The organism is Corynebacterium nasicanis (assembly GCF_042658165.1).
GTDB lineage: Bacteria > Actinomycetota > Actinomycetes > Mycobacteriales > Mycobacteriaceae > Corynebacterium > Corynebacterium nasicanis.
The window spans coordinates 1-25,728 of the sequence record NZ_JBHSQE010000003.1 but is presented as its reverse complement, the minus strand read 5'-3'; the positions used below and the strand labels follow the sequence as shown (position 1 = coordinate 25,728).

The 25,728-nt window shown below is 68.6% G+C and carries 25 protein-coding genes, 1 pseudogene and 1 riboswitch; of the genes and pseudogenes, 13 read left to right on the top strand and 13 right to left on the bottom strand.

All coding sequences use genetic code 11. From position 1 onward, the window contains the following. Nucleotides 1-2 precede the first annotated feature (2 nt). A complete protein-coding gene (locus tag ACFPUZ_RS04665) occupies nt 3-839 on the top strand; it encodes a DUF1906 domain-containing protein (RefSeq protein WP_377000377.1) in 837 nt (278 codons plus the stop codon). Nucleotides 840-842: 3 nt separating this feature from the next. On the opposite strand, the gene ACFPUZ_RS04660 is transcribed toward ACFPUZ_RS04665, so the two are convergent. The 4 genes from ACFPUZ_RS04660 to ACFPUZ_RS04645 all read right to left on the bottom strand — a co-directional run bounded on the left by ACFPUZ_RS04660 (nt 843) and on the right by ACFPUZ_RS04645 (nt 4,919). Then, nucleotides 843-1,625: a hypothetical protein gene (locus ACFPUZ_RS04660; protein WP_377000375.1), complete on the bottom strand. Its 783-nt coding sequence runs from the start codon at nt 1,623-1,625 to the stop codon at nt 843-845. Nucleotides 1,626-1,698: 73 nt separating this feature from the next. After that, nucleotides 1,699-3,339, bottom strand: a complete 1,641-nt coding sequence (locus tag ACFPUZ_RS04655) for a solute symporter family protein (protein ID WP_377000373.1) — start codon at nt 3,337-3,339, stop codon at nt 1,699-1,701. Nucleotides 3,340-3,343: 4 nt separating this feature from the next. Further along, nucleotides 3,344-3,625: a DUF485 domain-containing protein gene (locus tag ACFPUZ_RS04650; RefSeq protein ID WP_377000943.1), complete on the bottom strand. Its 282-nt coding sequence runs from the start codon at nt 3,623-3,625 to the stop codon at nt 3,344-3,346. Nucleotides 3,626-4,088: 463 nt separating this feature from the next. Further along, nucleotides 4,089-4,919, bottom strand: coding sequence for an aldo/keto reductase (locus tag ACFPUZ_RS04645; protein WP_377000371.1), 831 nt, complete (start codon nt 4,917-4,919; stop codon nt 4,089-4,091). Between the two features lie 76 nt (nt 4,920-4,995). On the opposite strand from ACFPUZ_RS04645, the gene ACFPUZ_RS04640 reads away from it, so the two are divergent. Further along, nucleotides 4,996-6,177: an NAD(P)-dependent malic enzyme gene (locus ACFPUZ_RS04640; RefSeq protein WP_377000369.1), complete on the top strand. Its 1,182-nt coding sequence runs from the start codon at nt 4,996-4,998 to the stop codon at nt 6,175-6,177. 63 nt (nt 6,178-6,240) lie between these two features. Here ACFPUZ_RS04640 and fkpA read toward each other — a convergent pair whose 3' ends face one another. Continuing rightward, entirely contained in the window at nt 6,241-6,600 is a 360-nt protein-coding gene (gene fkpA / locus ACFPUZ_RS04635) for an FKBP-type peptidyl-prolyl cis-trans isomerase FkpA (RefSeq protein ID WP_377000367.1), read from the bottom strand. 109 nt (nt 6,601-6,709) lie between these two features. After that, complete coding sequence (locus ACFPUZ_RS04630; RefSeq protein ID WP_377000365.1) at nt 6,710-8,002, bottom strand: citrate synthase; 1,293 nt, start codon at nt 8,000-8,002, stop codon at nt 6,710-6,712. A gap of 507 nt (nt 8,003-8,509) precedes the next feature. Here ACFPUZ_RS04630 and serC point away from each other — a divergent pair. The 3 genes from serC (at nt 8,510) to ACFPUZ_RS04615 (ending at nt 11,465) form a co-directional block, all read left to right on the top strand. Next, the gene (gene serC, locus ACFPUZ_RS04625) at nt 8,510-9,640 is read left to right on the top strand and encodes a phosphoserine transaminase (RefSeq protein ID WP_377000364.1); all 1,131 of its coding nucleotides are present in this window, start codon (nt 8,510-8,512) and stop codon (nt 9,638-9,640) included. A 94-nt stretch (nt 9,641-9,734) separates the two neighbouring features. Beyond that, nucleotides 9,735-10,622, top strand: coding sequence for a septation protein SepH (sepH, locus tag ACFPUZ_RS04620; protein WP_377000362.1), 888 nt, complete (start codon nt 9,735-9,737; stop codon nt 10,620-10,622). 12 nt (nt 10,623-10,634) lie between these two features. Beyond that, complete coding sequence (locus tag ACFPUZ_RS04615) at nt 10,635-11,465, top strand: DUF6928 family protein (RefSeq protein ID WP_377000360.1); 831 nt, start codon at nt 10,635-10,637, stop codon at nt 11,463-11,465. On the opposite strand, the gene ACFPUZ_RS04610 is transcribed toward ACFPUZ_RS04615, so the two are convergent. After that, complete coding sequence (locus ACFPUZ_RS04610) at nt 11,443-12,240, bottom strand: TrmH family RNA methyltransferase (protein WP_377000358.1); 798 nt, start codon at nt 12,238-12,240, stop codon at nt 11,443-11,445. The two genes, ACFPUZ_RS04615 and ACFPUZ_RS04610, sit on opposite strands and share 23 nt — an antisense overlap. Next, a complete protein-coding gene (locus tag ACFPUZ_RS04605) occupies nt 12,240-13,721 on the bottom strand; it encodes an NCS2 family permease (RefSeq protein WP_377000356.1) in 1,482 nt (493 codons plus the stop codon). Before ACFPUZ_RS04605 ends, ACFPUZ_RS04610 begins: the two co-directional genes overlap by 1 nt. A gap of 125 nt (nt 13,722-13,846) precedes the next feature. Between ACFPUZ_RS04605 and ACFPUZ_RS04600 the strand changes: the two genes are divergently transcribed. Continuing rightward, nucleotides 13,847-14,554 (top strand): aminotransferase class IV, encoded by a 708-nt coding sequence (locus ACFPUZ_RS04600; protein ID WP_377000354.1) that lies wholly within the window; start codon nt 13,847-13,849, stop codon nt 14,552-14,554. On the opposite strand, the gene ACFPUZ_RS04595 is transcribed toward ACFPUZ_RS04600, so the two are convergent. Continuing rightward, complete coding sequence (locus ACFPUZ_RS04595; protein ID WP_377000353.1) at nt 14,551-15,255, bottom strand: DUF3027 domain-containing protein; 705 nt, start codon at nt 15,253-15,255, stop codon at nt 14,551-14,553. The two genes, ACFPUZ_RS04600 and ACFPUZ_RS04595, sit on opposite strands and share 4 nt — an antisense overlap. Before the next feature lie 19 nt (nt 15,256-15,274). On the opposite strand from ACFPUZ_RS04595, the gene ACFPUZ_RS04590 reads away from it, so the two are divergent. Together ACFPUZ_RS04590 and ACFPUZ_RS04585 are read left to right on the top strand one after the other, a co-directional pair. Beyond that, entirely contained in the window at nt 15,275-16,075 is an 801-nt protein-coding gene (locus tag ACFPUZ_RS04590; RefSeq protein WP_377000351.1) for a glutaminyl-peptide cyclotransferase, read from the top strand. 11 nt (nt 16,076-16,086) lie between these two features. Then, the gene (locus tag ACFPUZ_RS04585) at nt 16,087-16,623 is read left to right on the top strand and encodes a DUF2771 domain-containing protein (protein ID WP_377000349.1); all 537 of its coding nucleotides are present in this window, start codon (nt 16,087-16,089) and stop codon (nt 16,621-16,623) included. A 1-nt stretch (nt 16,624) separates the two neighbouring features. Here the strand turns inward: ACFPUZ_RS04585 and ACFPUZ_RS04580 are convergent, their stop codons facing one another. Beyond that, nucleotides 16,625-17,008: a cold-shock protein gene (locus ACFPUZ_RS04580; protein ID WP_377000347.1), complete on the bottom strand. Its 384-nt coding sequence runs from the start codon at nt 17,006-17,008 to the stop codon at nt 16,625-16,627. Between the two features lie 340 nt (nt 17,009-17,348). Next, nucleotides 17,349-17,537: riboswitch (cyclic di-AMP (ydaO/yuaA leader) on the top strand. Nucleotides 17,538-17,546: 9 nt separating this feature from the next. Here ACFPUZ_RS04580 and ACFPUZ_RS04575 point away from each other — a divergent pair. After that, a complete protein-coding gene (locus ACFPUZ_RS04575) occupies nt 17,547-18,149 on the top strand; it encodes a resuscitation-promoting factor Rpf1 domain-containing protein (protein WP_377000345.1) in 603 nt (200 codons plus the stop codon). Between the two features lie 138 nt (nt 18,150-18,287). On the opposite strand, the gene ACFPUZ_RS04570 is transcribed toward ACFPUZ_RS04575, so the two are convergent. Beyond that, nucleotides 18,288-18,482 (bottom strand): hypothetical protein, encoded by a 195-nt coding sequence (locus tag ACFPUZ_RS04570; protein WP_377000343.1) that lies wholly within the window; start codon nt 18,480-18,482, stop codon nt 18,288-18,290. 65 nt (nt 18,483-18,547) lie between these two features. Here ACFPUZ_RS04570 and ACFPUZ_RS04565 point away from each other — a divergent pair, with 65 nt between their 5' ends. From ACFPUZ_RS04565 to ACFPUZ_RS04550, 4 genes are all read left to right on the top strand, one after another. After that, complete coding sequence (locus tag ACFPUZ_RS04565; RefSeq protein ID WP_377000341.1) at nt 18,548-20,752, top strand: helicase-associated domain-containing protein; 2,205 nt, start codon at nt 18,548-18,550, stop codon at nt 20,750-20,752. A gap of 15 nt (nt 20,753-20,767) precedes the next feature. Further along, entirely contained in the window at nt 20,768-22,426 is a 1,659-nt protein-coding gene (locus ACFPUZ_RS04560) for a DNA repair helicase XPB (protein ID WP_377000339.1), read from the top strand. Between the two features lie 10 nt (nt 22,427-22,436). Then, nucleotides 22,437-23,084, top strand: a complete 648-nt coding sequence (locus tag ACFPUZ_RS04555) for a DUF3239 domain-containing protein (protein ID WP_377000337.1) — start codon at nt 22,437-22,439, stop codon at nt 23,082-23,084. Between the two features lie 120 nt (nt 23,085-23,204). Then, a complete protein-coding gene (locus ACFPUZ_RS04550; protein ID WP_377000335.1) occupies nt 23,205-24,368 on the top strand; it encodes a pyridoxal phosphate-dependent aminotransferase in 1,164 nt (387 codons plus the stop codon). A gap of 4 nt (nt 24,369-24,372) precedes the next feature. Here ACFPUZ_RS04550 and ACFPUZ_RS04545 read toward each other — a convergent pair whose 3' ends face one another. Both ACFPUZ_RS04545 and ACFPUZ_RS13230 read right to left on the bottom strand, forming a co-directional pair. Then, nucleotides 24,373-25,011, bottom strand: coding sequence for a hypothetical protein (locus ACFPUZ_RS04545; protein ID WP_377000333.1), 639 nt, complete (start codon nt 25,009-25,011; stop codon nt 24,373-24,375). A 406-nt stretch (nt 25,012-25,417) separates the two neighbouring features. Continuing rightward, nucleotides 25,418-25,495 (bottom strand): annotated as a pseudogene (locus ACFPUZ_RS13230) (hypothetical protein); the annotation flags it as partial. Between the last annotated feature and the right edge of the window lie 233 nt (nt 25,496-25,728).

Sequence of the window (25,728 nt, the reverse complement as noted above, 5' to 3'; positions counted from 1 at the left end):
TCATGTCCACGTTGAACCGCCGCGGTTTCCTCCGGGCCACCGCGCTCACCCTCGCCGCCGGCACCCTCGGCGCCACCGCGCTCACCGCCCCCCAGGCGGGCGCCCAGGGGCGCATCCTGGGCACCGTCATCGATTACGCGGCCGGAGTCCCCTCGGCCGCCTCCATCAAGGCTGCGGGCCACCTGGGTGCGGTGCGCTACGTGTCGCAGCGCCGCCCGGGGACGGAGAACTGGATGATCGGCAAGCCGGTCACCGCCGCGGAGACCGCCTCCCTGGCCCAGCACGGCCTGCAGACGGCCTCCGTCTACCAGTTCGGCCGCGCCGAGACCGCCGACTGGCTGCGGGGTGCCGCCGGCGCCGCCGTCCACGCCCCGCAGGCCATCGCCATCCATGCGGCGGCGGGCGGCCCCACCGGCCGGCCGATCTACATCGCCATCGACGACAACCCCACCCGCGCCCAGTACGACAACCAGATCCGCCCCTACCTGCAGGCCTTCCAGGCCGCGCTGCGGCTCGCGGGCTACCAGACGGGCGTGTACGGCAACTTCAACGTCATCGACTGGGCGATCGCGGACGGTATCGGCACCTTCTTCTGGATGCACGACTGGGGCTCCGGCGGGAAGATCCACCCCCGCACCACGATCCACCAGCTGCCGCAGAACCAGCAGCGGAAGATCGACGGCGTCACCGTGGACATCAACAACGTCTACGCCACCGACTGGGGCCAGTGGACCCCGGGCCGCCCCGCCCCGGCTCCCGCCCCCTCCGCCCCGCCCGCCCAGGCGCAGGACCAGGTCAACCAGATCATTGACGCCGCGCGCCGGGCCTCCAGCCTCTAAGGCTCAGCAGCGCCCCTCCGCCACCTCGTCGCTGAGCTGGAACTCGACGAGGTCGGTGAGATCCTGCGCCGTGCCGGTCACGGCAGCGGCCACCACATAGTCCTCGGCGAACGACACCGAGGAGTGCAGGTCGCGCTTGTCCGACCAACCCCACTTGGTGCCGATCACCCCCTCGAGCACCGAGGTCCCGAAATCCTGTCCGTAGCCGTCGGCGGCGACGGGGGTCGCCTCCGCCATGGCCACGAGGATCGGATGCAGGGGGTCTTCCTCGCGGAGCTTCACGATGAAGCGCACCGCGTCGTAGGTCGAGGTGACGGAGAATCCCCAGCGGTCTGCCGCCCGCGTCGACACCAGGCCGTAGTCCGCGGCCACCGCGTCGATGGAATCGGGGTACGTGCGGAAGAGCTCGCCGGCGACCTTGTCGGAGGAGGAGCTGATCATGGAGATCGCCTGGTACTGCTCCGCGAGCGTGCCGTGCTCGATGACGTAGGCGGCGATGTAGAGCTTGATCAGACTCAGCGCCGGGCGCGCGAAATGCTCCGTCGCGGTGCCCGTCGAGCAGTCCGCGGAGATCCGGTGGAAGCTCACCTGGGAGCCCGTGGGGTTCTCCACGAAGGCGTCGAGTTCCGGGCCCCGGACCGTCACCTGCTTATCGACGCCCGCGGGCGGGGCAGGCGCGGCGTCGATAAGCGGGGTCTCAGGGGAACCGAGGACGACGACCACCGGAATGGCGAGCAGCGCCGTGGCGGCCACGGCGCCGAGCACGCGCGAGAAATATGTTGACACGTCTAAAGATAATAGCGCCGCCCCCACGTGTGCACGTGGGGGCGGCGCTGGAGTTCAGCGTGAGATCAGGCGACTAGTGGTCGACCGGAGCCTCGACGCCGACGCCGGTGAGGGAGCGGACCTCCATCTCAGCCTGGAGGTGATCCAGGTTGTCCGGCTTGGTGGCCAGGGTGGCGATGATACCGGCGGCGAAGGCCAGCGGGATCGAGACCAGGCCCGGGCTGGTGAGCGGGAAGATGGCCCAGTCAGCACCCGAGATCATCGAGGACGGGAGTCCGGAGACGGCCGGGGAGAAGAAGATCAGGACCAGGGCCGAGATGACACCGGTGTACATGGAGGCGACGGCACCAGCGGTGTTGAAGCGCTTCCAGTACAGGGAGAACAGGATCGTCGGGACGTTCGCGGAGGCGGCCACGGCGAAGGCCAGGGACACCAGGAAGGCGACGTTCTGGGACATGGCCAGGATGCCCAGGACGATGGAGATGATACCCAGGACGATAACGGTGATGCGCGAGATGCGGACCGTCTCCTCCTCGGTGGCCTTGCCGTCGCGGAGAACGTTGTTGTAGACGTCGTGGGCGACAGAGGCGGAGGCGGTGATGGCGAGGCCGGCGACGACGGCGAGAACCGTGGCGAAGGCGACAGCGGAGATCAGGGCCATGAAGATGGAGCCACCGAGATCCAGGGCCAGCAGCGGGGCTGCGGCGTTGGCGCCACCCGGGGCGGCGAGGATGCGGTCCGGGCCGACGAGAGCGGCGGCACCGTAGCCGAGCACCATGGCGAACAGGTAGAAGGAACCGATGAGGACGATGGCCCAGGTAACGGACTTACGTGCTTCCTTGGCGGTCGGAACCGTGTAGAAGCGCATGAGGACGTGCGGCAGACCAGCGGTACCCAGGACCAGGGACAGACCCAGGGAGATGAAGTCGAGCTGCTTGGTCAGGGTGCCACCGTACTTCAGGCCCGGCTTCATGATGTCCTCGGCGGCGTAGCCGGCCTCGGCGATGTGCGCGGAGTTGGCGTGAGCGGCGATGGCGTCGTTGAAGAGGGTGGAGAAGCCACCCTTGACGGCGATGAAGGTCCAGATCGTCATGATCGCGACGCCACCGATGAGGAGGACGGCCTTGATCATCTGGACGTAGGTGGTGCCCTTCATTCCGCCGACGAGGACGTAGGCGGTCATGATGACACCGACGACGGCGACGACGATGGCCTGCTCGGTGGTGCCGTGCAGATCCAGGAGGACGGAGACGAGGGAGCCGGCGCCGGCCATCTGGGCGATGAGGTAGAAGAGGGAGACCGCGAGGGTCGCCACGGCAGCGGCCACACGGACCGGCTTCTGGCGCAGACGGAAGGAGAGCACGTCAGCCATGGTGAAGCGACCGACGTTACGGAGCGGCTCAGCGACGAGCAGGAGGGCGACCAGCCACGCGACGAAGAAGCCGATGGAGTAGAGGAAGCCGTCGTAGCCGCTGATGGCGATGGAGCCGACGATTCCCAGGAAGGAGGCTGCCGAGAGGTAGTCACCTGCGATGGCGAGGCCGTTCTGGGTACCGGTGAAGGATGCGCCACCGGTGTAGAAGTCAGAGGCTTCCTTGGTGGACTTGCCGGCGCGCATGACCACGGTCATGGTGACGACGATGAACACGACGAAAACCGCGATGTTGAGGATCGGGTTACCGGTGTTTTCCTGTGCGAGGTAGTTAAGGTCCATTGTCCTAACCCTCCATTTCCTGGCGAATCGCGGCGGTGCGCGGCTCAATGTTCTTGTTGGCGAACTTCACGTAGACCCAGGTGATCAGGAACGTGGTGAAGAACTGAAGGAGGCCGAAGATGATGCCGTAGTTGAAGCCACCACCGACCGGGGTTGCCATCCAGTCCGCCGCAAAGGTTGCGGTGAGGAGGTAGACGATGAACCAGACGAAGAATGCCACGGACATCGGGAAGGCGAAGTTGCGGAAGACCGAGCGCAGTTCCTGGAACTGCGGGCTGGCCTGCATCGCGATGAATTCCTCGGACGTCGGCTCGCGCCGGCCATCCGGTCGGACAACTGGAGTCGCGCTCACTGTGTTCTCTCTTTCATGTCGGACCCCGGAACCTCCGGGGGTCTAGCTGCGGTGACATCCACCTCAAGGATTCATACCCTGTGGAAACTGTCACACTCTGTGCTGCAAATGTAAGTTACCTGGCTCACATTGCAACATTGAAGTGAACGGGCACATTTGGCCTAAGATGTGCCCGCCATCACCCCCGGCACCCCGATCAACCTGCACAATCTTTGATCATACATCCACCCCCGCACGGGAACTCACGTCGTGGGGCTAACTTTGCAAATCGAAACTTCGCACACAGGCCGATCTTCACAAGAGTGGCCCAGGTCACCAGCAAGGCTTCACACTATTCACTTATTCCGACATTTCCGCAGGTCACAGGCTCAGGTTACGGCAAAGTCACGTATTGCTCTCAAAAGTAGCGCGGGTCCTCGAACAGGCGCCCCATGCCCTTCGCCGCATCGAGCGCGGTGATTGCGAGGATCTGCTGCTCCGACAGGGACACCTCCCCCGCCGCCAGGTTCTCCGCCAGCCGTTCCGGATGCCCCGAGCGCGGGATGACCACGCACCCCAGGTCCAGCGCCCAACGCAGGGCCACCTGGGCCGGGGTCGCCCCGACCTCGTCCGCGATCCCGACCAGCAGCGGATGCGCGAGCAGCTGCCCCCTTCCCAGCGGCGACCACGCGACGCTCCGCACGCCGAGCCTCCCATGCAGCACCCGCAAGGGAGCCTGGGAGAAGCCCGGGTGCAGCTCCACCTGATTCGTGGCCGGTACCACGCCCACCTTCTCCACCACTTCGTTCAGCTCCTCCGCCGGGAAGTTCGCCACCCCGAAGTGACGCACCAGCCCCTCCTCCCGCAGTCCGACGATGGCTTCTGCAGCAGCAACGTAGCGCCCCAGCCGCGCGTGCGGCCAGTGCACGAGGTAAAGATCGACGTACTCCAGGCCCAGACGCTCCAGCGAACGGCGGCACGCCGCCGGGGTCTCCGCACTCCCCTGTTCGTCCCGCCAGGCCTTCGTCGTGATGAACAACTCCTCCCGGGTGACCTCCCCGGCGCGCACCGCATCCCGGACCGCCCGTCCGACTATCTCCTCGTTGCCGTAGGCGGAGGCGGTGTCGAGGTGCCGGTACCCCAGGGCCAGGGCCGTACGGACCGCCCGGTAGCCCTCCTCCCCCACCAGCTGCCACGTGCCGAGGCCGATCGGCGGGATGACGGTGTCGTCGAGAAGCGTCTGTGTCATGGCTCCTATTGTGCCCCTCACCACCTTCGGGTGTTCCGTCCCGGCTGTCCAGCGTGCAAGCAATAGACTCACAGGCATGACTGACGTCCGCAATCCCCACGTCCATCACATCGCCGACCTCTCCGACGATGAGATCTTCGCCGCCCACGAGAGCGGCAAGCTCTCCATCCGCACCGCCCGTCCGCTGAAGACCCAGCGCGACCTCTCGCTCTGCTACACCCCGGGCGTGGCCCGCGTGTGCACGGCCATCGCGGAGAAGCCGGAGCTGGCGAACCGGTTCACGGGTGTGGGCCACACCGTGGCGATCATCTCCGACGGCACCGCCGTGCTCGGCCTCGGCGACATCGGACCGCGTGCCTCCCTCCCGGTCATGGAGGGCAAGGCACAGCTCTTCGACCGTTTCGCCGGGCTCAACGCCATCCCGATCGTCCTCGACGAGACGGACACCGACCGCCTCGTCGACGTCATCAAGGCCATCGCCCCCTCCTTCGGCGCCATCAACCTGGAGGACATCTCCGCCCCGCGCTGCTTCGAGGTCGAACGCCGGCTCGTCGAGGAGCTGGACATGCCGGTCATGCACGACGACCAGCACGGCACGGCCGTCGTCATCCTCGCCGCCCTGCAGAACGCCTGCCACCTCCTCGAACGCGACATGGCCGACCTCCGCGTCGTCATCTCCGGCGCCGGGGCCGCCGGCGTGGCGTGCCAGAAGATTCTTGCCGACGCCGGCGTCACCGACATCATCATGCTCGACTCCCGCGGCGTCATCCACTCCGACCGGGAGGACCTCAACCCGGTCAAGGTCGAGCTGGCCGCCCGCACCAACCCGCGCGGGGTCAGCGGCGGCATCATCGACGCCTTCACCGGCGCCGACACCTTCATCGGCCTGTCCGCGGGCACCATCCCCGAGGAGGCCCTCCAGGTCATGGGCGCGGCCCCGATCCTGTTCTCGCTGGCCAACCCGGACCCGGAGATCGACCCCGACCTGGCCTACCGTTACGGCGCGGTCGTCGCGACGGGACGTTCCGATCTGCCGAACCAGATCAACAACGTCCTCGCCTTCCCCGGCATCTTCCACGGCGCCCTCGCCGCCGGGGCCACGCAGATCACCCCCGCGATGAAGCTCGCGGCCTCCCGGGCCATCGCCAAGGTGGCCGAGGAACACCTCGACATCGAGCACATCGTCCCCTCGCCTCTCGACGCCGCCGTCGCCCCGGCCGTGAGCAAGGCCGTCGCCGCCGCCTGGGCGGCCTCCTGACCCAAAAAGCTCCGGCCCCCTCCTCGTCGGGAGGGGGCCGGAGCCGTCGTCAGCGGGGGTCGATCAGCCGACGCTGAGCAGGTCGATGACGAAGACCAGCGTGCGACCGGACAGGGGGTGTCCGCCACCGACCGGCCCGTAGGCCAGCTCCGGCGGGATGGTCAGCTGGCGACGGCCGCCGACCTTCATTCCCGGGATGCCCTCCTGCCAGCCGGCGATGAGGCCGTTGAGGGGGAACTCGATGGACTGGCCGCGGTCCCAGGAGGAGTCGAACTCCTCGCCGGACTCGAAGTCGACGCCGACGTAATGGACCTCGACGAGTCCGCCGGGCTGCGCTTCCGCGCCTTCGCCGACCACGAGGTCGACGGCGACGAGCTCCTCCGGTGCGGGACCGGTCTGGGCCTCAATCTGGGGCTTGGTCATGATGTGTGTCTCCTTGAAGGTTGCTGTAAATAAAGCCGGGCACGGTGCCACCAGTATAAGGAGGTGGCACTGTGCCCGGCTTCATGACGCTCGGACTGTCGTTGAAGTCCTAGCGCTCCTCACGCGGGGTGACGGTGCGCAGGGTGTTGCCGACGTAGATCTGACGCGGGCGGTTGATCTTGGTCGAGGTCGCGAGCTGCTCGCGGTAGTGGGCGATCCAGCCCGGCAGGCGGCCGATGGCGAACAGGACGGTGAAGAAGTCCGTCGGGAAGCCCATGGCGCGGTAGATGAGGCCGGTGTAGAAGTCCACGTTCGGGTACAGCTTGCGGGAGATGAAGTACTCGTCGTTGAGTGCGATCTCCTCCAGCTTCATGGCCAGGTCGAGGAGGTGGTCGCCACCGAGGTGCTCGAGGATCTCGTGTGCGGTCTCCTTGACGATGGCGGCACGCGGATCGTAGTTGCGGTAGACGCGGTGTCCGAAGCCCATGAGGCGGACACCCTTCTCCTTGTTCTTCACGCGGTTCATGAAGTCGGTGGCGTCGCCGCCGTTGGCGTCGATCTCCTCGAGCATCTCGAGGACGGCCTGGTTGGCGCCGCCGTGCAGCGGGCCGGACAGGGCGTTGATGCCGCCGGCGATGGAGACGAACATGTTCGCCTGTGCCGAGCCGATCATGCGGACGGTGGAGGTGGAGCAGTTCTGCTCGTGGTCGGCGTGCAGGATGAGGAGCTTGTCCAGGGCCTTGACCATGACCTCGTCGACCTCGTAGGGCTCGGTCGGGTAGCCGAACATCATGCGGAGGAAGTTCTCACGCGCGTTGAGGGCGTTGTCCGGGTACATGTACGGGGCACCCTTGGATGCGCGGTACGCGTACGCGGCCAGCATCGGGACCTTCGCCATGAGGCGGACGGTCGCCTTGTCGTTGTGCTCCTCGTTCAGCGGGTCCAGCTCGTTCTGGTAGTAGGTCGAGAGGATGTTGACGGAGGAGGCGAGGACGGACATCGGGTGCGCGTCACGCGGGAAGACGTTGAACTGGGACTTGAAGTCCTCGTCCAGCAGGGTGTGGTGACGGATGTCGTCGTTGAACTTGTGCAGCTCCTCGACGGTCGGCAGCTCACCGTTGATGAGGAGGTAGGAGACCTCGTTGAAGGTGGCGTTCTCGGCCAGGTCAGCGATGTCGTAGCCGCGGTGGCGCAGGATGCCGTTGTCACCGTCGATGTAGGTGATGGCGGACTCGCAGGAACCGGTGGAGACGTAGCCCGGGTCGTAGGTGACCAGGCCGGTGTCTGCCAGCATCTTGCCGAGGACGACGCCGTCGTTGCCCTCGGTGGCCTTGATGATGTCCATCTCAAACTCGCCGCCGGGGTAGTTGAGTACGGCCTTTTCCGTGTTGTCAGTAGCCACTGTGTACCTTTCAGACTTCGTTGTCGACCTTGCCCCGGGTTTAGGGGTCAGCCGTCGTGAGGAACTTCGATGAGTGTGACGCCCACCGTCATTCCGACATGACGCTGAGTCATGTTTCAGCTTAGGTGACGCTGTCACGATGATGTGTACGGATTCTCCGCCGGACTCCCCCGCCACCGGAGTGGAGGGTTCCGGAAGCGAACCGATCGTGTGCAGTTGTGCTGCCACCACAAGGCGTTTGTGCTGCTCCCTGCGGAACCAGACGGCACTCGAATTGGTGGACCAGGGCACAGTTTAGCAAATCATGTGATGGAGGCAACAGATTTCGGAAAAGCAGGTCACCCCCGGTGAATTTGCTGGCATATGCCCCCTTGTTCACCCCATCCCCTACCCCCGTTGATGGTGACGGCGGCTACGGGTGGGTTCCGGTTAGCGCCCGGATGGGGAGATACTAAGGTGGATCTCGTTTGGACAGCACTTCACAGACCACGAAAGGGACGTCAGCCCATGACCGAGTTCCCCACCCTCCCCGCAGACCTCATCCCCGCCGACGGTCGTTTCGGCTGTGGCCCCTCCAAGGTCCGCCCGGAGCAGCTGCAGGCCATCGTCGACGGCGGCCGTGACATCATCGGCACCTCCCACCGTCAGCCGGCCGTGAAGAACCTCGTCGGCTCCGTCCGCGCGGGCCTGGCCGACCTGTTCTCCCTGCCCGAGGGCTACGAGATCATCCTGTCCCTCGGTGGCGCGACCGCGTTCTGGGATGCCGCCACCTTCGGTCTCATCGAGAAGAAGTCCGGCCACCTGTCCTACGGCGAGTTCTCCTCCAAGTTTGCGAAGGCCTCCAAGCAGGCTCCGTGGCTGGACGAGCCGACCGTCATTGAGGCCCCGGCGGGCGACGCCCCGGAGCCGCAGGCGATGGAGGGCTGCGACGTCATCGGCTGGGCCCACAACGAGACCTCCACCGGCGCCATGGTGCCGATTCAGCGCCCGGCGGGCTCTGAGGGCTCCCTCATCGTCATCGACGCCACCTCCGGCGCCGGCGGCCTCCCGGTCGACATCGCCGACACGGACGTCTACTACTTCTCCCCGCAGAAGTGCTTCGCCTCCGACGGTGGCCTGTGGTTCGCCGCCATGTCCCCGGCCGCCATGGAGCGCATCGCCAAGATCAAGGATTCCGGTCGCTTCATCCCGGCGTTCCTCGACCTGCAGACCGCTGTCGAGAACTCCCTGAAGAACCAGACCTACAACACCCCGGCCGTGGGCACCATGCTCATGCTGGACAACCAGGTGCAGTGGATGAACGACAACGGCGGCCTGGACGGCATGGTGCAGCGCACCACCGCCTCCTCCGACGCCCTGTACTCCTGGGCCGAGTCCCGCGCGGAGACCACCCCGTACGTCACGGACCCGGCGAAGCGTTCCCTCGTGGTCGGCACCATCGACTTCGACGACTCCGTCGACGCCACCGTCCTGGCCAAGGTGCTGCGCGCCAACGGCATTCTCGACGTCGAGCCCTACCGCAAGCTGGGCCGTAACCAGCTGCGCATCGGCATGTTCCCGGCCATCGACTCCCAGGATGTCGTCACGCTGACCAAGGCGATCGATCACGTCCTCGACTCGGGCGTCGCCGCCAAGTAGTACCCGCCAGCTGCAGCTCAACATGCGTCGGACCTCACACGGTCCGGCGCATGTCTGCGTTAGGGTGGTGTTTATCACGAGAGAAGGAGAACGCATGCGCGAGTTGTTCCTCGTCCCCGACGAGTCGTCCGCCACCTCCCTGGTACTGCGGACCGCTGACGACGAGCAGTTCTTCCTCGACGTCACCTCCCTCGACCTGGCCGCCACCCGCGCCCTGCTCACCGCCGAGGTGCCGGAGCCGGAAGCGGAACTGCCGGACGCCGAGGCCGCCCCGGAGCCCGTGCCCGAGCGCGTGCTGCCCACCCCTGATCCCCTGCTCACGGCGCCGCTGACCATGCGGCCGCGGGAGATCCAGGGGCGCGTCCGCGCCGGCGCCTCCGTGGCGGAACTGGCGGAGGAGATGGGCGTCGCTCCCGCGCGCGTCGAGCCCTTCGCCCACCCCGTGCTGCTCGAGCGCGCGCGGATGGCGGAGCTGGCGAAGCAGGCCCACCCGGTGCGCGAGGACGGCCCCGCCCGCCTGACGCTGTGGGAGGTGCTGGCGGCCGCCTTCGCCGCCCGCGGGCATTCCGTCACGGAGACGGAGTGGGACGCCTTCCGCGAGGCTGACGGCACGTGGGTGGCCCGCGTGTCCTGGACCGCGGGGCTCTCGGAGAACGAGGCCGAATGGTCGATCCACGGGCACATGAGCTCGCAGTCGACCGCCGAGGCCCGCAACGCGGTGGCCGCGGATCTCACCGACCCGGACTTCGTGCAGCCGGTGCGCACGCTCACCTCGGTGGGGCGGGGCGCCCGCGTCGTGGACGAGGAGGCGGACACCGCCGAGATCGACGTCGTGCCCGAGGAGCTGGAGGGCGAGGATTTCCTGCAGCACCCGGAGGCGGAGGACCGGGCGCCTGCCCGGCGGCGTCGGAAAGCGGTGACCCCGCACTGGGAGGACGTCCTGCTCGGGGTGCGCACGAACACGAAGCGTCCGCGGAACTAGGGGGCCCGGGTCGTGGAGAGTGTCGTCACCCTGTGGTTCGTCACGGCCGCCGACCCGGCGGGGGTCATCGCGGCGGAGCCGAAGGCGGACCGCGGGTACGGGCGGAAGTTCCTGGCGCAGCTCAATCCGGCCTGGCCGATCACGCCGATCGGTGAGTTCCCGCTCAACCGCTCCGCGCAGGCCTCGGCCGGCGAGTACTACGTCGCCGGTTTCCCGGGCGTGACCATCGTGCAGACGGTGCTCCACGACTCCCCCGCGCTCTCGGACCTCAACCCCCGCCTGCTGGATTCCGTGCCGGCGGCGGAGGTCTTCGCCTTCGCGGTGGATCCGGAGAGCGGCTACGGCGGTATCGCGCACTGGCGCGGCGGGGTGCTCAAGCGTTCCCTGTGCGCCGAGCGGACCCGCACCTACGAGGACGTCGGGCTCCCCGCCCCCTTCGAGGCGCCCTTCTGGGCCGGGGAACGCGCGGAGTCCGTCGGCGGGATCTCGCTGCCCTTCGAACCTATCGAGCTGGTGGCGGAGGCGCAGCGCGCCTGGCTCGGGGTGGACGTCTCCCCGGAGGGCCCGGACATCCACGTCGTGGCCTACGCCGTCGACGGGCGCCCGGCGCCGCGCGTGCCGGAGGGCCCGCGCCGCCGGGACGCCGCTTCTCGACGCCCCGCTGCCCCCCTCAGCAGCGGCTACGACGACTACGAGGACGCCCCCTCCGGCCCCCCGGAGCGCGCCCACTGGGCGGACCGCTCATTGTCGGCCGCCCGCCGCACCGGCGTGGCCGCCGCGCGGGGCCTGCGCGCCGCGCGGACGTGGGTGCAGGAAAAGATCAGGCACTCGGACCGCGGCTGAGGCGTTCGTAGAACGCGATGGCCGCGGCCGTGGCCAGGTTGAGGGAATCCGTGCCCTCCGCCATGGGGATGCGAGCGCGGATGTCGGTGGCGCGCATGGCGTGCTCGGTGAGCCCCGGCCCTTCGGCGCCGACCAGCAGGGCGACCTTGTCCCGGCCCGCGAGGGCGTCCGCCAGGTGGGCGGCCTCCGGGTCGGGGGTGAGGGAGACGAGGTGGAAGCCGGCGTCGCGAAGCTGCTGCAACGAGCGCTGCCACGTGGTGTAGCCGCCCTCCAGGTGCGCGTACGGCAGGCGGAGGACGTGCCCCATGGACACGCGCACCACGCGCCGGTAGAGCGGGTCGCCGCAGCCGTTGCCGAAGAGGATGGCGTCCACGCCCATGCCGGCCGCGTTGCGGAACATCGAGCCGATGTTCTCGTGGTCCCCCACCCCCTCGAGCACGACGACGGTGCGCGCGGTGGCGAGGATCTCGCTCAGGGGGATCTCCGAGGCGCGGTCCGCGACGGCCAACAGGCCGCGGTGCATGTCGAAACCGGCCGCCTCCGCGAGGGTCTCGCGGGTGACCTCGTACTGCGGGATGTCGGCGGGGGCCGCGAGGGCGTCGAGACGCGGCCCGAAACCGACGATGGAGCGTACCGGGAAGCGTGACTCCAGCAGACGCCCCACGACGAGCGGGCCCTCGGCGATGACGAGGCGGCGCTCCGCGACATCCGAACGGTTGAGGTCCCGGATGTCGTCGAGGCGGGGGTCGGCGGGGTCGTCGATACGCAGGCGCATCAACCGATCGCCTCGAGGAGCGGATCCATGGCGAAGAAGACGACGAAGAGGGCGGAGACGAGCCACATGATCCAGTGGACCTCCTTCGCCTTGCCGGCGGCGACGGCCATGAGCGAGAAGGCGATGAAGCCGACACCGATGCCGTTGGCGATGGAGTAGGTGAACGGCATGACCACGATGGTGAGGAAGGCCGGCAGGGCGATGTGGAACTGGGTCCACTCGATGTCGACGATCTGGGCGATCATGAGGGCACCGACGATGACCAGCACCGGCGCAGCGGCCTCGATGGGCACGACCTCGTAGAGCGGGGTGAGGAACATGGCCAGCAGGAAGAGCACGCCGGTGACGATGTTCGCCAGGCCGGTGCGCGCGCCGTCGGCGACGCCCGCGGAGGAGTCGGCGTAGACCGTGGCCGAGGACGAGGAGGTGGCACCGCCGACGATGGCGCCGAAGCCCTCGACGACCAGGGCCTTCTTCATGTCCGGCAGCACGCCGTCCGGGCCGACCAGGTTGCCCTGCTTGCCCAGGGCGGTCATGGTGCCCATGGCGTCGAAGAAGTTGGCCAGCACCAGGGTGAACACCAGCAGGGAGGCGGCGAGGACGCCGACGCGGGTAAAGGCGCCGAACAGGTCGACGGCGCCGACGAGGGAGAGGTCCGGCAGGCCGCCGAAGCCCTCCGGCAGGACCGGCACGGCCAGCGACCAGCCGCCCGGGTTGGGGGCGCCGTCGACGAAGGAGGGGCCGGAGCGGAAGGCGGACTCGATGATCATGGCGATGATCGTCGTGGCCAGGATGCCCAGGAACAGGCCGCCGCGGATCCGGCGGACCACGAGGAATCCACAGATGATGAGGCCGATGATGAAGGTGAAGGTCGGCCAGGAGCTGATGGAGCCGTCGATGCCCAGGCCGACGGGGACAGTGGTGCCTGCGGCGTCGGGGATGCGGCGGACGAAACCGGCGTCGACCAGGCCGATCATGGCGATGAACATGCCGATGCCCACGCCCATCGCGGCCTTCATGGAGGCGGGGATGGCCTTGAACACGGCGGAACGGAAGCCGGACACGGCGAGCAGCACGATGATGATGCCGTCGATGACGACGAGGCCCATGGCCTCCGCCCAGGTCAGGCCCTCACCGGCGACCATGGTCACGGCCACCAGGGTGTTGAGGCCGAGGCCCGCCGCGATCCCGAAGGGGTAGCGGGCGATGAAGCCGAAGGCGATGGTCATCACGCCGGCGGTGAGGGCGGTGACGGCCGCGACCTGGGGAACCCCGAGGGTGGTGCCGTTGACGTCGGCGGTGGTGCCGATGATCAGCGGGTTGAGGATGATGATGTAGGCCATCGCGAAGAAGGTGACGACGCCGGCCCGGATCTCGGTGCCGACACTCGACCCCCGGGCCTTGATGTGGAAGAAGCGGTCGAGGCTGCCCCGACCCGGCTCCTCCACAGGCTCCACGGCGGGCTGCACGGGTGTGCTCATGTGGTTCCCCTGTTCAGGTTCAACGGTGAATGAAGTTGTTGCTACGTCGTAAATTTCTCACCTCAGCGTCGTTTCCACAAAACTTAGGTAGATTCATGGGCGCACCTGAGCGAAGGAGTTGCCCTGTGTTGTACACCTTGACCTTCATGATGCGCGACGGTCACGTCCCGAATCTGGATGATCACCTCGATCGGCTCCGCACGGAGGCCGCCTACAACCCGTTCGCCGTCGACCAGGTCCGGACCCAGCTCCGGGAGGCCGGTCCCGGCGTCTTCCGCCCCCACATCCAGGTCGGGCGGACGACGATCACGGTGGATCTGCACCCGGCGATCATGCCGCGCGAGGAGGTCACGGTCGACGCCGAAGGCATCCCTGACCAGCGCCGACACCCCACCCGCAAGGGGCCGGACTACGGCTGGCAGATGCGTCACCTCCACATGCTGCGCAACTCCGGCTCCGACGCCGGCCTGCTTCTCGACGACCGCGGCATGGTCATCTCCGGCATCTTCTCCGCCCTCCTCTTCCTGCGGGACGGCGCGGCCCACGTCTCCAGCCACCCGCGGACGGCGGAATCGATCACGCTCAACGCGGCACTCGAACTGCTCACAGAGGCCGGGGTGAGTGTTGTTGAGCACCCGGAGGGCTTCACCATGCCGCAGCTGCGCGGCAACGAGACGTGGCTGCTCAGCTCCGTCGAGGGCGTTCGACAGATCACCGGCTGGCTCGAATACGGCTCGGTGCTCCCCCCGCGGGAGATGAACCGGCCCCGGATGGGGGCACCGACCCACCGGGAGATCAACGAGCTGATGTGGGAGCGGGCCGGGGAGGTCTAGAAGATGGGGGACTCGTCGTCGAAGGCGTCGGGGGCCTCGTCCAGGAGGGTGTCGGGCGGGGTCTCGGAGTGGGCGCCGCAACCGTAGGTGGCGTGCACGACGTGCCCGTCGGCGGAGTACTCGTTGACGCAGGCCCCGAAGTTCCGCCCCAGGGGCTCCCCCACCCCGACGAAGAAGGCGCAGGTCCTGCAGTGGAGGGTGGACTTCTCCGCGAATTCACTGGTCGGCCCGTAATCCCCGGTGGCCCAGCGCTGGCGGGCCGCCTCCAGCCCCTGCCGCGAGAGGACGGTCCGGCCCTCCGCGTCGGTGCTCAGGCGGCTATCGCCCGGTTCCGGCGGCATGATGTCGCCGGGCCCCAGGTCGCCCGGGCGGATGCGCTCGGACCACGGGACCCACTCGGGCGCGCGAAGGGCATCGCCGGAGGGGGCGGGCACGAGGGCCACCTCGTTGACGGTGACGTAGCGGGAGCCGGAGGCACACGCCAGCACCGCGTTCCACTCCCAGCCGCTGTAGCCGGGGACCTCGGCGGCGAAGCGGTGGGTCGCCACGTTCCGCGTCAGGCCCTGCACCCCGATGTGCTCACCGACGGGGCCGTCCCCGAGTTCCTCCAGGGCGGTGCGGGCGAGGTCGACGGCGTGGGCGTCGAGAAGCGGATTCTGGGAACGACGATGTTGAGGGGACACGCCCTCATTATGGGCCATATGCGGCACAATGAGCGTCATGAGTGTCCCGCCCGTGTTCCGCGTCGCCGTCGCCGGCTGCTCGCTCACCGCCCTGACAGCCCTGACAGCCCTCAGCGCGTGCGCGGCGGCGGAGGAACCCGCCGTTGAAAAGCTCGTGCCGCAGATCGTGGCGACCCACCCCTTCAACCCCGAAAGCTTCACCCAGGGGCTCGAGGTCGAGGACGACGGCACCCTGCTCGTCGGCACCGGCTGGTACGCGGAGTCCCGCCTCTACCGCGCCACCCTCGACGGCGAGGAGCTGGCCTCCGTCGACCTCGACCCCACGTGGTTCGGGGAGGGCATCACCCGCCACGGTGACCACATCTGGCAGCTGACCTGGCAGGACCACACCGCCGTGCAGCGTGATGCTGAGACCCTGGAGGAGATCGGACGCGTCAGCTACCCCGGTGAGGGCTGGGGCCTGTGCTCCACCGGCAGCGAGCTCATCATGTCGGACGGCACCTCCCAGCTGCGCCGCCTGGATCCCGACACCTTCGCCGAGCGCGACCGTGTTGACGTCACCCTCGAGGGGGTGGCGCAGGAGGGCCTCAACGAACTCGAGTGCGTCGACGGGGACGTCTACGCCAACGTCTTCCTCGGGACGGACATCCTGCGTATCGACGCCGCCTCCGGCGCCGTCACCGCCGTCATCGACGGCTCCGTGCTGCCGAACAACGCGCGGCCCGACCCCAACCACGTCCTCAACGGCGTCGCCCACCTGCCGGGCACCGACCGCTTCCTGCTCACCGGCAAACGCTGGCCCGACCTTTACGAGGTCGAGTTCGTGCCCGCTGGGTAGGATCAACAGCCATGGCCTCCCCGAAGAAGGCGCGCCAGAAGGCGCTGCTGCAGTTCCTCACCCTCCTGGTCGCTGTCGTGATCGTCGTCGTGGCGGCGGTGCTCGCCCAGAACTGGTGGAACAACCGCCCGGGTCCGCAGCCCCACGACGTCGCCGTCACCGCCGACAACGGCAGTGAGCGGATCGAGGTCTTCCCCTACATCGTGTGCGAGCCGGGTCTGGAGTGCCCGGAGGGCGAGGTGCCGAACCTGCCCGTCGCGGCGGACGGCACCCTGGTGCTCGAGATCCCCGAGGACATCCACGACCACGACTGGCAGCTGCTGCTCATCTACGACGATCCGGCGGCCAATGACCAGCAGTTCCACGGCGCCTACGACGCGACCACCGTGGAGATCCCCGGATCCGTCGACCCCGTCGCCGACGGAGACCCCCGCCCCCGGCTCATGGTCGTGGAGATCTCCTCCGCCATGATCGGCCGGGATGCCCACGATGAGGAGACCCCGTACGCCACCGTATGGTCCCTGAGCACCATGGAAGACGCCCCATGAGCTAGGCGTCAAGCTCCTTCGCCACGACGCGGAGGATCTCCGCCACCTGACGGCCCACCGGGCGGTCCGGGTAGCGGCCGGCGGCCAGGCCCGGCTGGACCTGCGACTCGAGGACCGTGATGAGGTCCTGGATCATGCTGCCCAGCTCCTCCGGCTGACGGCGGTTCGCCGCGCGGCGACGCGGGGTGTCGAGCACCTTGACCCGCAGCGCCTGCGGCCCCCGGCGTCCGGCAGCGAAATCGAATTCAATGCGCTGGCCGGCGACGAGTTCCTCCACGCCCTCCGGCAGCACCTGCTTGCCCACGTACACATCCTCGTCTCCCGGGTTGGAGACGAACCCGAAGCCCTTCTCGGCGTCGTACCACTTCACCTTGCCGATCGGCACTGTGTTCACCATTCCCTTCGTTGGTGTTGCTGGTGTTGATCTGGTTGATCGTGAACGGACGAGTATACCCCCGCCACGAGTGGTGCCACTATTTCGTCGTGCGGCCCGCTCGATTGCGCGGGCCACTGTTGTGATATTAATCACAGTGCGGCATGGGGCGGCCGTGACCTGCACATTCTTCGCCCAATCTCAGGAACGCTCATGATTTCGCCACCAATTCGAGAGTTGGACGTGACTGAAACGTTATAAACCGCTAGTCTGACCGGCAGGCACAGCGCAGTAACAGACACCGCCACCCACGCCGAACCCTGTCCGGGAGGCGGATCACTGCGCAGAACGTGCATCCGAAACGTGAACAACATGTGGACAGGGGCGGGGAAACCACCGCGGGCCCACCAGGTCCGCACCGGCTGGCAGCACCAGCTGCCTTCCTCGGGGTGAAGCCTCCTTACGGAGGCCGGGCACTGTGACACAGTGATCCTCCGCCCGAACCCGACAGCTCACCTCGCAGGCGTCAACATGAGAGGAACACACCACCATGGCACGTCACACCCGCAAGACCGTCTCCACCGCCGCCAAGCTCGCCGCCACCACCGCCGCCTTCGGCACCGCCGCGGCGCTGCTGGCCCCGGCCGCCTCCGCTGCCCCGGATTCCGACTGGGACCGTCTCGCAGCCTGCGAGGCCGGCGGCAACTGGCACATCAACACCGGTAACGGCTACCACGGTGGCCTCCAGTTCTCCCCCTCCACCTGGCGCGCCTACGGCGGCGGCGAGTTCGCCCCCTACGCCTACCAGGCCACCCGCGAGCAGCAGATCGCCGTTGCCGAGCGCACCCTCGCCGGACAGGGCTGGGGCGCCTGGCCCTCCTGCTCCGCACGTCTGGGCCTGAACTCCGCCCCGACCCCGCGCTCCGTGGCCGCCCAGGCCCCGGCACAGGTCCAGCAGGTCGTCCAGCAGGCCGAGGCCAGCTCCGAGGGCCTCGCCGTCGACGCCCTGTACAACCACATCCGCGGCTCCCTGGCCTCCCACGGCCTGCCGGTCCCGGGCGCCATCGAGGCCGCCTACGGTGCCAACCGCAACAACTTCGACGCCTTCTACGGCGCGAACCGTGGCGCCATCGACGCCATCGTCGGCCTCTAAGAAGCTTCTCGACGCCCCACCGGATCCCCGGTGGGGCGTTGTTGATTCCGGCACCGCCCTCAGGACGGGATAAAGCACAGATCCCCCGGGCCACACACGAGGATGTGTGGCCCGGGGGATCAGCGGCGCGTGAGCGCTCTACTTGTTGATGCGGGTATGCGGGTGAACGTAGCCCAGTTCCTCGGCCGGCATCGGCAGAACCAGGTCGTCACCGTAAGGGCTGGACGCGCCAGCGAAGGTGGAGGTAATTTCGGTCACCACGTGGCCGTCGGTACGCGGGATGTGCTTGGGCCAGCCCGGATCGACGTAGCCGCTCTTCTCAACGTTAGACATGCCCCATATTGTTGCAAACCTCGGGCGGAAAAGTAACTTGAACTGCAACTAAAATCGTTCTCACCATGTCTGCCACCCCCGAAATCCCCGATTTCCGCACCTGGTTGAGCGAGCGAGATGACCACGAGCTGGCGAATCTCCTGCGCTCCCGCCCGGATGTCGCCCTGCCCCTCCCCCCGGGCATCACCCCCTTGGCGGCCCGTCTGCAGCTCCGCGCGTCGGTGGGCCGGGCGATGCGCGCGCTCAACGCCCTCGAGCTTGCCACGGTGGAGGCCGCCGCCAACCTCGGCGGTGAGCTGGACGCGGTCACCCGGGACGACATCATCGACCACGTCCCCGCGGACCCGGAACTGGTGTCCGACGCGATCGACCGGCTGCGCGGGCTGGCCCTCCTCTACGGCCCGGACCAGGCTCTCAGCGTCACCGGCGAGGCCATGGCCTCCCTGCCCACCGACTGGCAGCTGCTCGACGACGCCCCGGACGTGGTCTCGGTGGAGGGGTTGTCGGAGAAGCAGCGCGCGATCCTCGACACGCTCACCGCCTCCGGGGGTGTCGGGCGGACGAAGCACGCGGCACCGGACGCCGATCCCACCCATCCCATTGCGGAGCTCATCACCGCCGGCCTGCTCATCCGCGTCGACGCCTCCACGGTGCGCCTGCCCCGGCGGGTGCGCGCCGCGCTGCGGGGCCAGGACGTCACGCGCCGCCCGCTCACCCCCTCGGTCCGCCTGCGGGGCGAGGTGCTGGCCGATGAGCGGGCCCGCGACCGGGCGGACCAGAACGGGGCCGCCGCCGGACTGGAGGTGGCGCGGCATCTGCGCCACCTCATCGAACTGCTCGGGGTGGAGCCCTCTCCCCTGCTCAAGGAGGGCGGCGTCGGCGTGCGCGCGGTGACGGCCCTGGCCCGCGCCCTCGGCGTGAGCGAGGAAGAGATCCACCGCCTCGTCAGCCTCGGGGTGGCGGCGGGACTGCTCAGCCGAGGCGATGTCAATGATGAGGATGTGCTGGCCCCGACGGTTGCGGCGGATGAGTGGCTGGAGGCGGACCTGGCCACCCGCTGGCTCACCATGGCGCTCGGGTGGTGGGAATCCCCGTGGGCGCCGTGGCTGGTGGGCACCCCGGACGAGAAGAAGGCGCCGGTGCGGCTGCTGTCCGAGTCCATGCAGCGGCCTCCGCTGGTGGAGCAGCGCAGCATGGTCATCGGGCAGTTCGCCCTGGCCCCGGCCGGGGTCGCGCTCGATGACGGGCAGGTACGCGACGACTTCTTCTTCTCCCACCCCATCGCCGCCACCCTCCTGCCGGAGGAGACCGTCTCCGCCCTCGTCGCGGAGGCGCACTGGATCGGCCTGCTGGCCGGCGGGACCGCGACCTCCCTGCTCCGCGCCCTGCTCGACCCGGCGGCGGATCCCCTGGCGGTGGCCGCCGAGGTCACCCCGGGCACGGTGGAGCGGCTCATCCCGCAGGGCGACATGACCATCCTCGCCCCGGGGCCCTTGCCGCGGGCGCTGCAGACGGAGCTCGATCTGCTCGGCGACCTCGAATCCGCCGGCCTGGCCAGTGTGTACCGCGTCAGCGACGCGTCTCTCCGGAGGGCCCTGGACGCCGGGCGCACCGCGGAGCAGCTCCGGGACTGGCTCGCCGACCACACACTGGGCGAGGTCCCGCAGTCCATCCTCTATCTCATCGACGATGTCGCCCGCCGCCACGGCACCCTCCGCGGCGGCCCGGCGCTGGCCTACCTGCGCTGCGATGATCCGGCCCTGTTGGCCGAGGCGGTACGCACCCCGGCGGCGGAGAGCGTCGCCCTGCGGCTCATCGCCCCGACGGTCGCCGTCGCCCTGGCGCCGCTGGTGCGGGTGATCGAGGAACTGCGGGCCGCCGGTTTCCAGCCCGTGGCCGAGGACGCCACCGGCGCGGCGCTGGATATCCGCCCGGCGCCCGCGCGCCTGCCGTCCCGGGACATCCCCCGCCGGCAGCCGCGGCAGCTGGAGGAAGCACGCATCACCGCCGCGGTGGCCGCCATCCGCCGCCACGACGCGGGCGAGGCCGTGACCCCGGAGGACACGCGCACCACGCTCGCCATTCTGCAGGCCGCCGCGCGGGGTGGGCGTTCGGTGACGCTGGGGTTCGTCGATAAGCACGGGCGCGCCGTCCATCGGACGGTGACGCCGCTGACGGTGACGGGCGGGCAGGTCGACGCGCTCGACGAGGTGACCGGGCAGGTGCAGCGCTTCACGCTTCACCGGATCACCGAGGTGCTCCTGGGTTAGGACATAATGGTCCGCATGGCTTTTGGTGACGGACCCCTGATCGTGCAGTCGGACAAGACGGTGCTGCTGGAGATCGACCACGCCGCAGCCGCCGAGGCCCGCGCCGCGCTCGCCCCCTTCGCGGAGCTGGAGCGCGCCCCGGAGCACGTCCACACCTACCGCATCACGCCGCTGGCTCTGTGGAACGCCCGCGCCGCGGGGCATGACGCCGAGCAGGTCGTCGACGTCCTCGAGCGCTACTCCCGCTTCCCGGTGCCGCAGCCGCTGCTTATCGACGTCGCCGAGACGATGTCCCGCTACGGGCGCGTGCGCCTGCACAAGCACCCCGCCCACGGGCTGGTGCTGGAGTCCGCCGAACCCGCGATCCTCGCGGAGCTGCAGCGGCAGCGGAAGATCACGCCGATGCTCGGCACCCCCATCGACGAGCACAACATCCCCGTCCACCCCTCCGAGCGCGGCCGCCTCAAGCAGGAGCTTCTCAAGGTGGGCTGGCCGGCGGAGGACCTGGCGGGCTACGTCGACGGCGAATCCCACCCCATCGCCCTGTCCACCGAGAACGAGGACTGGGAGCTGCGCGACTACCAGCGCTACGCCGCCGACTCCTTCTGGGAGGGCGGCTCCGGGGTCGTCGTCCTGCCGTGCGGGGCGGGCAAGACGATGGTCGGCGCGGCCTCGATGGCGCGTGCCCAGGCGACCACCCTCATCCTGGTGACCAACACCGTCGCCGGCCGACAGTGGCGCAGCGAACTGTTGCGCCGCACCACCCTCACCGAGGACGAGATCGGCGAATACTCCGGCGAACGCAAGGAGATCCGCCCCGTCACCATCGCCACCTACCAGGTGGTCACCCGCCGCACGCAGGGGGAATACCGCGCGCTCGAGCTCTTCGACTCCCGTGACTGGGGCCTGATCATCTACGACGAGGTTCACCTGTTGCCCGCGCCCGTCTTCCGCATGACCTCCGACCTGCAGTCCCGCCGCCGTCTCGGCCTCACCGCCACGCTCGTGCGCGAGGACGGCCGCGAGGGCGACGTCTTCTCCCTCATCGGGCCCAAGCGTTACGACGCCCCCTGGAAGGACATAGAGGCCATGGGCTTCATCGCCTCCGCCGAGTGCGTCGAGGTGCGCACCACCATGAGCGAGGCCGAGCGCATGGTCTACGCCACCGCGGAAAGCGCGGACCGCTACCGCCTGGCGGCGAGTGCGGACGGGAAGATGCGGGTCGTCGAGAAGCTGCTCGCCCGGCACGCCGGACAGCCGACGCTCATCATCGGCGCCTACCTCGACCAGCTCGAGGAGCTCAGCGAGCGTTTCGACGCCCCCCTCGTCGAGGGCCGCACCTCCACTCGACGTCGCGAGGAGCTCTTCCAACAGTTCCGCACCGGGGAGATCTCCGTCCTTGTGGTAAGCAAGGTGGCCAACTTCTCCATCGACCTGCCGGAGGCGGCCGTCGCCATCCAGGTGTCCGGCACCTTCGGCTCCCGGCAGGAGGAGGCCCAGCGCCTCGGACGGCTGCTGCGCCCCAAGGCCGACGGCGGCGAGGCGCACTTCTACTCCATCGTCTCCCGCGACACCCTCGACTCCGACTACGCCGCCCACCGCCAGCGCTTCCTCGCCGAGCAGGGCTACGCCTACCGGATCGTCGATGCCGACGACCTCGAGCAGCTGGATTAGGCTGGCACCCATGAAGGTATTCACGTTCCCGGTGGACGAGGCGTTCGCGAAGAAGAACAACGAGATGCTCAAGGACACCAAGCGGCTGCAGGTCTCGGCGGTCGTGTTCGGCATCCTCCTGGCCATCGCCGCCGCCCTGCTCTTCGCCTTCCTCGGCGTGGAGTCACCGCTGGGCCTCATCGGCGGGATCATCGCGCTGACCTTCGCGCTGCTGTGCTTCTTCCTCGCGGTCGTCGTGCCGCGCAAGGTCGGCGGCGCCCAGGACCTCTACGACACGTACCCGCTGGCCCCGGCCGTCATCGCCGAGGTCAACGAGCGGGACTACGTGCTCATGGCGCTGGTGAACACCAACGTCAACCCGCAGGCCCCGCCGCGATGGGGCGCCGCGCTGCGCACCGTCACCCGCATCGAGGGGATCCAGGAGCCGAAGCTGGGGATGCGCGTGCCGGTGGCCGCGGTGCAGGGGCGCCGCAGCGTCGGGGATCAGGAGCACTGGGACGAGATCTCGCCCATGCCGATCGCGTGGGGCACGCCGGACCAGGAGATCGTCAACACCGCCCGCAAGGCCATTCCGGAGGATCAGTGGGCGCGCCTGGAGAAGGCCCGCCGGCGCCTCGACGAGGTCAAGGACACGAAGTTCAACCTGCTCGTGCTGTAGCTCGGCGCGATAGACCTGCTTCCCGCCCGATGCTCGTTTCTGGCGAATTGTGATTCGGAATTCGCCAAAAACGCCAATCCCGTCCCGCACTACTCCCCCGCCCGCCAGAGAGGTCATCGCATGAGCCGTTCCGTCCACCGCCTCCGGGAGTTCGGCGAAACTGTCTTCGCCACGATGTCCGCCCGCGCCGTCGAATTCGATGCCGTCAACCTCGGGCAGGGCTTCCCGGATTCCGACGGCCCGCCCCGCATGCTCGAGATCGCCTGCGAGGAGATCCGCGCAGGCAACAACCAGTACGGGCCCGGCCGCGGCCTGCCCGTGCTGCGGGAGGCCGTCGCCGCGCAGCGCGCCCGTGACCACGGTGTGCACTACGATCCGGACACCGAGGTCCTCATCACCGTCGGCGCCACAGAGGCAATCTCCGCGGCGGTACTCGGGCTCGTGGAGCCGGGCACGGAGGTCATCGTCCTCGAGCCGTATTACGACGCCTACGCCGCGGCAATCGCGCTGGCCGGCGCCCGCCGCGTCGCCGTTCCCCTGGCTGCCGACGGCGCCACCTGGACCGTCGACGTCGCAGCCGTCCGCGCCGCGATCACGGCCGATACGGCGATGCTCATCATCAACTCCCCCCACAACCCCACCGGCGCCGTGTTCTCGCGGGCGACCCTGAGCGAGCTGGCGAAGGTGTGCGTCGAGCACGACCTGCTCGTGCTCTCCGACGAGGTCTACGAGAATCTGCTTTTCGACGCCCTCCCCCACACCGCCGTCGCCTCCCTGCCCGGGATGCGGGAACGCACCGTCACCGTCTCCTCCGCGGCGAAGTCCTACAACGTCACCGGCTGGAAGACCGGATGGGCGCTGGCCCCGGCACCGCTTCTCGACGCCGTCGTCACCGCCAAGCAGTTCATGTCCTACGTCGGTGCCACCCCCTTCCAACCCGCCGTGGCGCACGCCCTCACCCACGAGGGCCCGTGGCTGTCTGCCATGGTCGCCGAGTTGGCCACCGGACGCGACATCCTCGTCGACGGCCTGCGCTCCGCGGGTCTGTCGGTGCACGACACCCACGGCACCTACTTCGTCATCGCCGACATCGGGGAGGGCCGCGACGGCCTGGACTTCTGCCTCGAGCTGCCCGCCCGCATCGGGGTGGCCGCCATTCCGGTGCAGGTGTTCTGCGATGACCCGGGACCCTGGCGCTCCAAGGTGCGCTTCGCGTTCGGCAAAAAGCACGAGACGCTCCACCGCGGGGTGGAGCGTCTGCAGCTACTCGACGAATGCCCGTGAGCTTCTAGACCACGTAGACGTAGTAGTAGTCCGTGGTCTCGGTGACGTGGAGGCCAACGAAGGGGCTGGGCTGCTTGAAGGTGTCTGCCAGGGCCACCAGGGAGGCGGCCTTGTCCTTGGAGACACGGTACACGGTCGTGCCGAAGCCTCCCTCGATTGAGGAGACGTCTGCGTTGACCTGGTTCCACTCGGTGTCCAGGTTGATCGCCTTAGCGCGTTCGGCAGCCGCGGCGCTGAGCGACTCCTCGACCTGGCGGCCCCCTGCCTCGACGGCGGAGGTGAGGTCAGCCAGCACGTCATCGGTGGTCGGGGCCGGATCCTGCGGGTCTTCCGGATCCTGCGGGTCTTCCGGATCCTGCGGGTCTTCCGGATCCTGCGGGTCCTCGGGATCCTGCGGGTCTTCCGGATCCTGCGGGTCCTCGGGATCCTGCGGGTCCTCGGGATCCTGCGGGTCCTCCGGATCCTGCGGGTCCTCGGGATCCTGCGGGTCTTCCGGGTTCACCGGGGGCTTGGCGCAGGAGGAACCGAAAAAGGACGAGCCGAGGAAAGAGGAGGTGCAAGCATTCGCCGGTGCTGCGGTGAGCACGGAGGCTGCCAGGGCAGAGGACATGAGGCCTGCGATGAGGCGACGCGAATTGGTCATGGCAAGTACCCTAACCAGGCCCGGGAGGATGTGCCTTTTTTCATCACGTGATGCGGCATCATTGCCCCCGTACAGGGTGACAAATGACGCCTCCACCCACAGAGCCGGGGAAGACCACACGGAAACAAAAGGATCCGGAAAGCATACTGGCAGCCGCCTCCCACCGAATTTGCAGCTCCGCCCCTACCCGACAGCTGCCAACAGGGAGGACCGCACCGCCCGGCGGGCCGGCCACAGGGCCGCGACGACTCCAATCGCGACCGCGGCGAGGAACACCACGCCCAGCTGCTCCCAGGGGATGGACCAGCGATTGATCCCCTGGGACGCGAGGGCGCGGACCAGGGACGAGCCAGGACCCCCTGACGATGCCGAGGAGCGCTCCCAGCACCCCGATGTAGGCCAACTCGAGGATGATCTTCCGGCGGATCTGGTGGCGCTGCTTGCCGACGGTCTGCGGCATGCCGAGCTCGTGGGTGCGTTTCATGATCGACAGGCAGAGGGTGTCGATGATGCCCCACACGGCAATAACCACGCTGCGTGCGAGCAGCGCGTAGATGAGGGCGAGCAGCCAGTCGACCTGCGCTGCCGCCTGCAGGACGCCGTACTCCTTCGGGCCGTCGAGGACACGTCGGAACGACTCCTCCGCATCGCCGACAAGCCGCCCTTCCTGGCGACCATGCCCCGCGGCAAACACATCACCGAGACCCTCACCGTGCG

Bases quoted from the DNA above. Each gene is read 5' to 3' on its own strand.
- ACFPUZ_RS04665 (WP_377000377.1), top strand. From the start codon at position 3: ATGTCCACGTTGAACCGCCGCGGTTTCCTCCGGGCCACCGCGCTCACC.
- ACFPUZ_RS04655 (WP_377000373.1), bottom strand. From the start codon at position 3,339: ATGGACCTTAACTACCTCGCACAGGAAAACACCGGTAACCCGATCCTC.
- ACFPUZ_RS04650 (WP_377000943.1), bottom strand. From the start codon at position 3,625: ATGCAGGCCAGCCCGCAGTTCCAGGAACTGCGCTCGGTCTTCCGCAAC.
- ACFPUZ_RS04645 (WP_377000371.1), bottom strand. From the start codon at position 4,919: ATGACACAGACGCTTCTCGACGACACCGTCATCCCGCCGATCGGCCTC.
- ACFPUZ_RS04640 (WP_377000369.1), top strand. From the start codon at position 4,996: ATGACTGACGTCCGCAATCCCCACGTCCATCACATCGCCGACCTCTCC.
- fkpA (WP_377000367.1), bottom strand. From the start codon at position 6,600: ATGACCAAGCCCCAGATTGAGGCCCAGACCGGTCCCGCACCGGAGGAG.
- serC (WP_377000364.1), top strand. From the start codon at position 8,510: ATGACCGAGTTCCCCACCCTCCCCGCAGACCTCATCCCCGCCGACGGT.
- sepH (WP_377000362.1), top strand. From the start codon at position 9,735: ATGCGCGAGTTGTTCCTCGTCCCCGACGAGTCGTCCGCCACCTCCCTG.
- ACFPUZ_RS04610 (WP_377000358.1), bottom strand. From the start codon at position 12,240: ATGCGCCTGCGTATCGACGACCCCGCCGACCCCCGCCTCGACGACATC.
- ACFPUZ_RS04605 (WP_377000356.1), bottom strand. From the start codon at position 13,721: ATGAGCACACCCGTGCAGCCCGCCGTGGAGCCTGTGGAGGAGCCGGGT.
- ACFPUZ_RS04595 (WP_377000353.1), bottom strand. From the start codon at position 15,255: ATGGCCCATAATGAGGGCGTGTCCCCTCAACATCGTCGTTCCCAGAAT.
- ACFPUZ_RS04590 (WP_377000351.1), top strand. From the start codon at position 15,275: ATGAGTGTCCCGCCCGTGTTCCGCGTCGCCGTCGCCGGCTGCTCGCTC.
- ACFPUZ_RS04585 (WP_377000349.1), top strand. From the start codon at position 16,087: ATGGCCTCCCCGAAGAAGGCGCGCCAGAAGGCGCTGCTGCAGTTCCTC.
- ACFPUZ_RS04575 (WP_377000345.1), top strand. From the start codon at position 17,547: ATGGCACGTCACACCCGCAAGACCGTCTCCACCGCCGCCAAGCTCGCC.
- ACFPUZ_RS04570 (WP_377000343.1), bottom strand. From the start codon at position 18,482: ATGTCTAACGTTGAGAAGAGCGGCTACGTCGATCCGGGCTGGCCCAAG.
- ACFPUZ_RS04565 (WP_377000341.1), top strand. From the start codon at position 18,548: ATGTCTGCCACCCCCGAAATCCCCGATTTCCGCACCTGGTTGAGCGAG.
- ACFPUZ_RS04560 (WP_377000339.1), top strand. From the start codon at position 20,768: ATGGCTTTTGGTGACGGACCCCTGATCGTGCAGTCGGACAAGACGGTG.
- ACFPUZ_RS04555 (WP_377000337.1), top strand. From the start codon at position 22,437: ATGAAGGTATTCACGTTCCCGGTGGACGAGGCGTTCGCGAAGAAGAAC.
- ACFPUZ_RS04550 (WP_377000335.1), top strand. From the start codon at position 23,205: ATGAGCCGTTCCGTCCACCGCCTCCGGGAGTTCGGCGAAACTGTCTTC.
- ACFPUZ_RS04545 (WP_377000333.1), bottom strand. From the start codon at position 25,011: ATGACCAATTCGCGTCGCCTCATCGCAGGCCTCATGTCCTCTGCCCTG.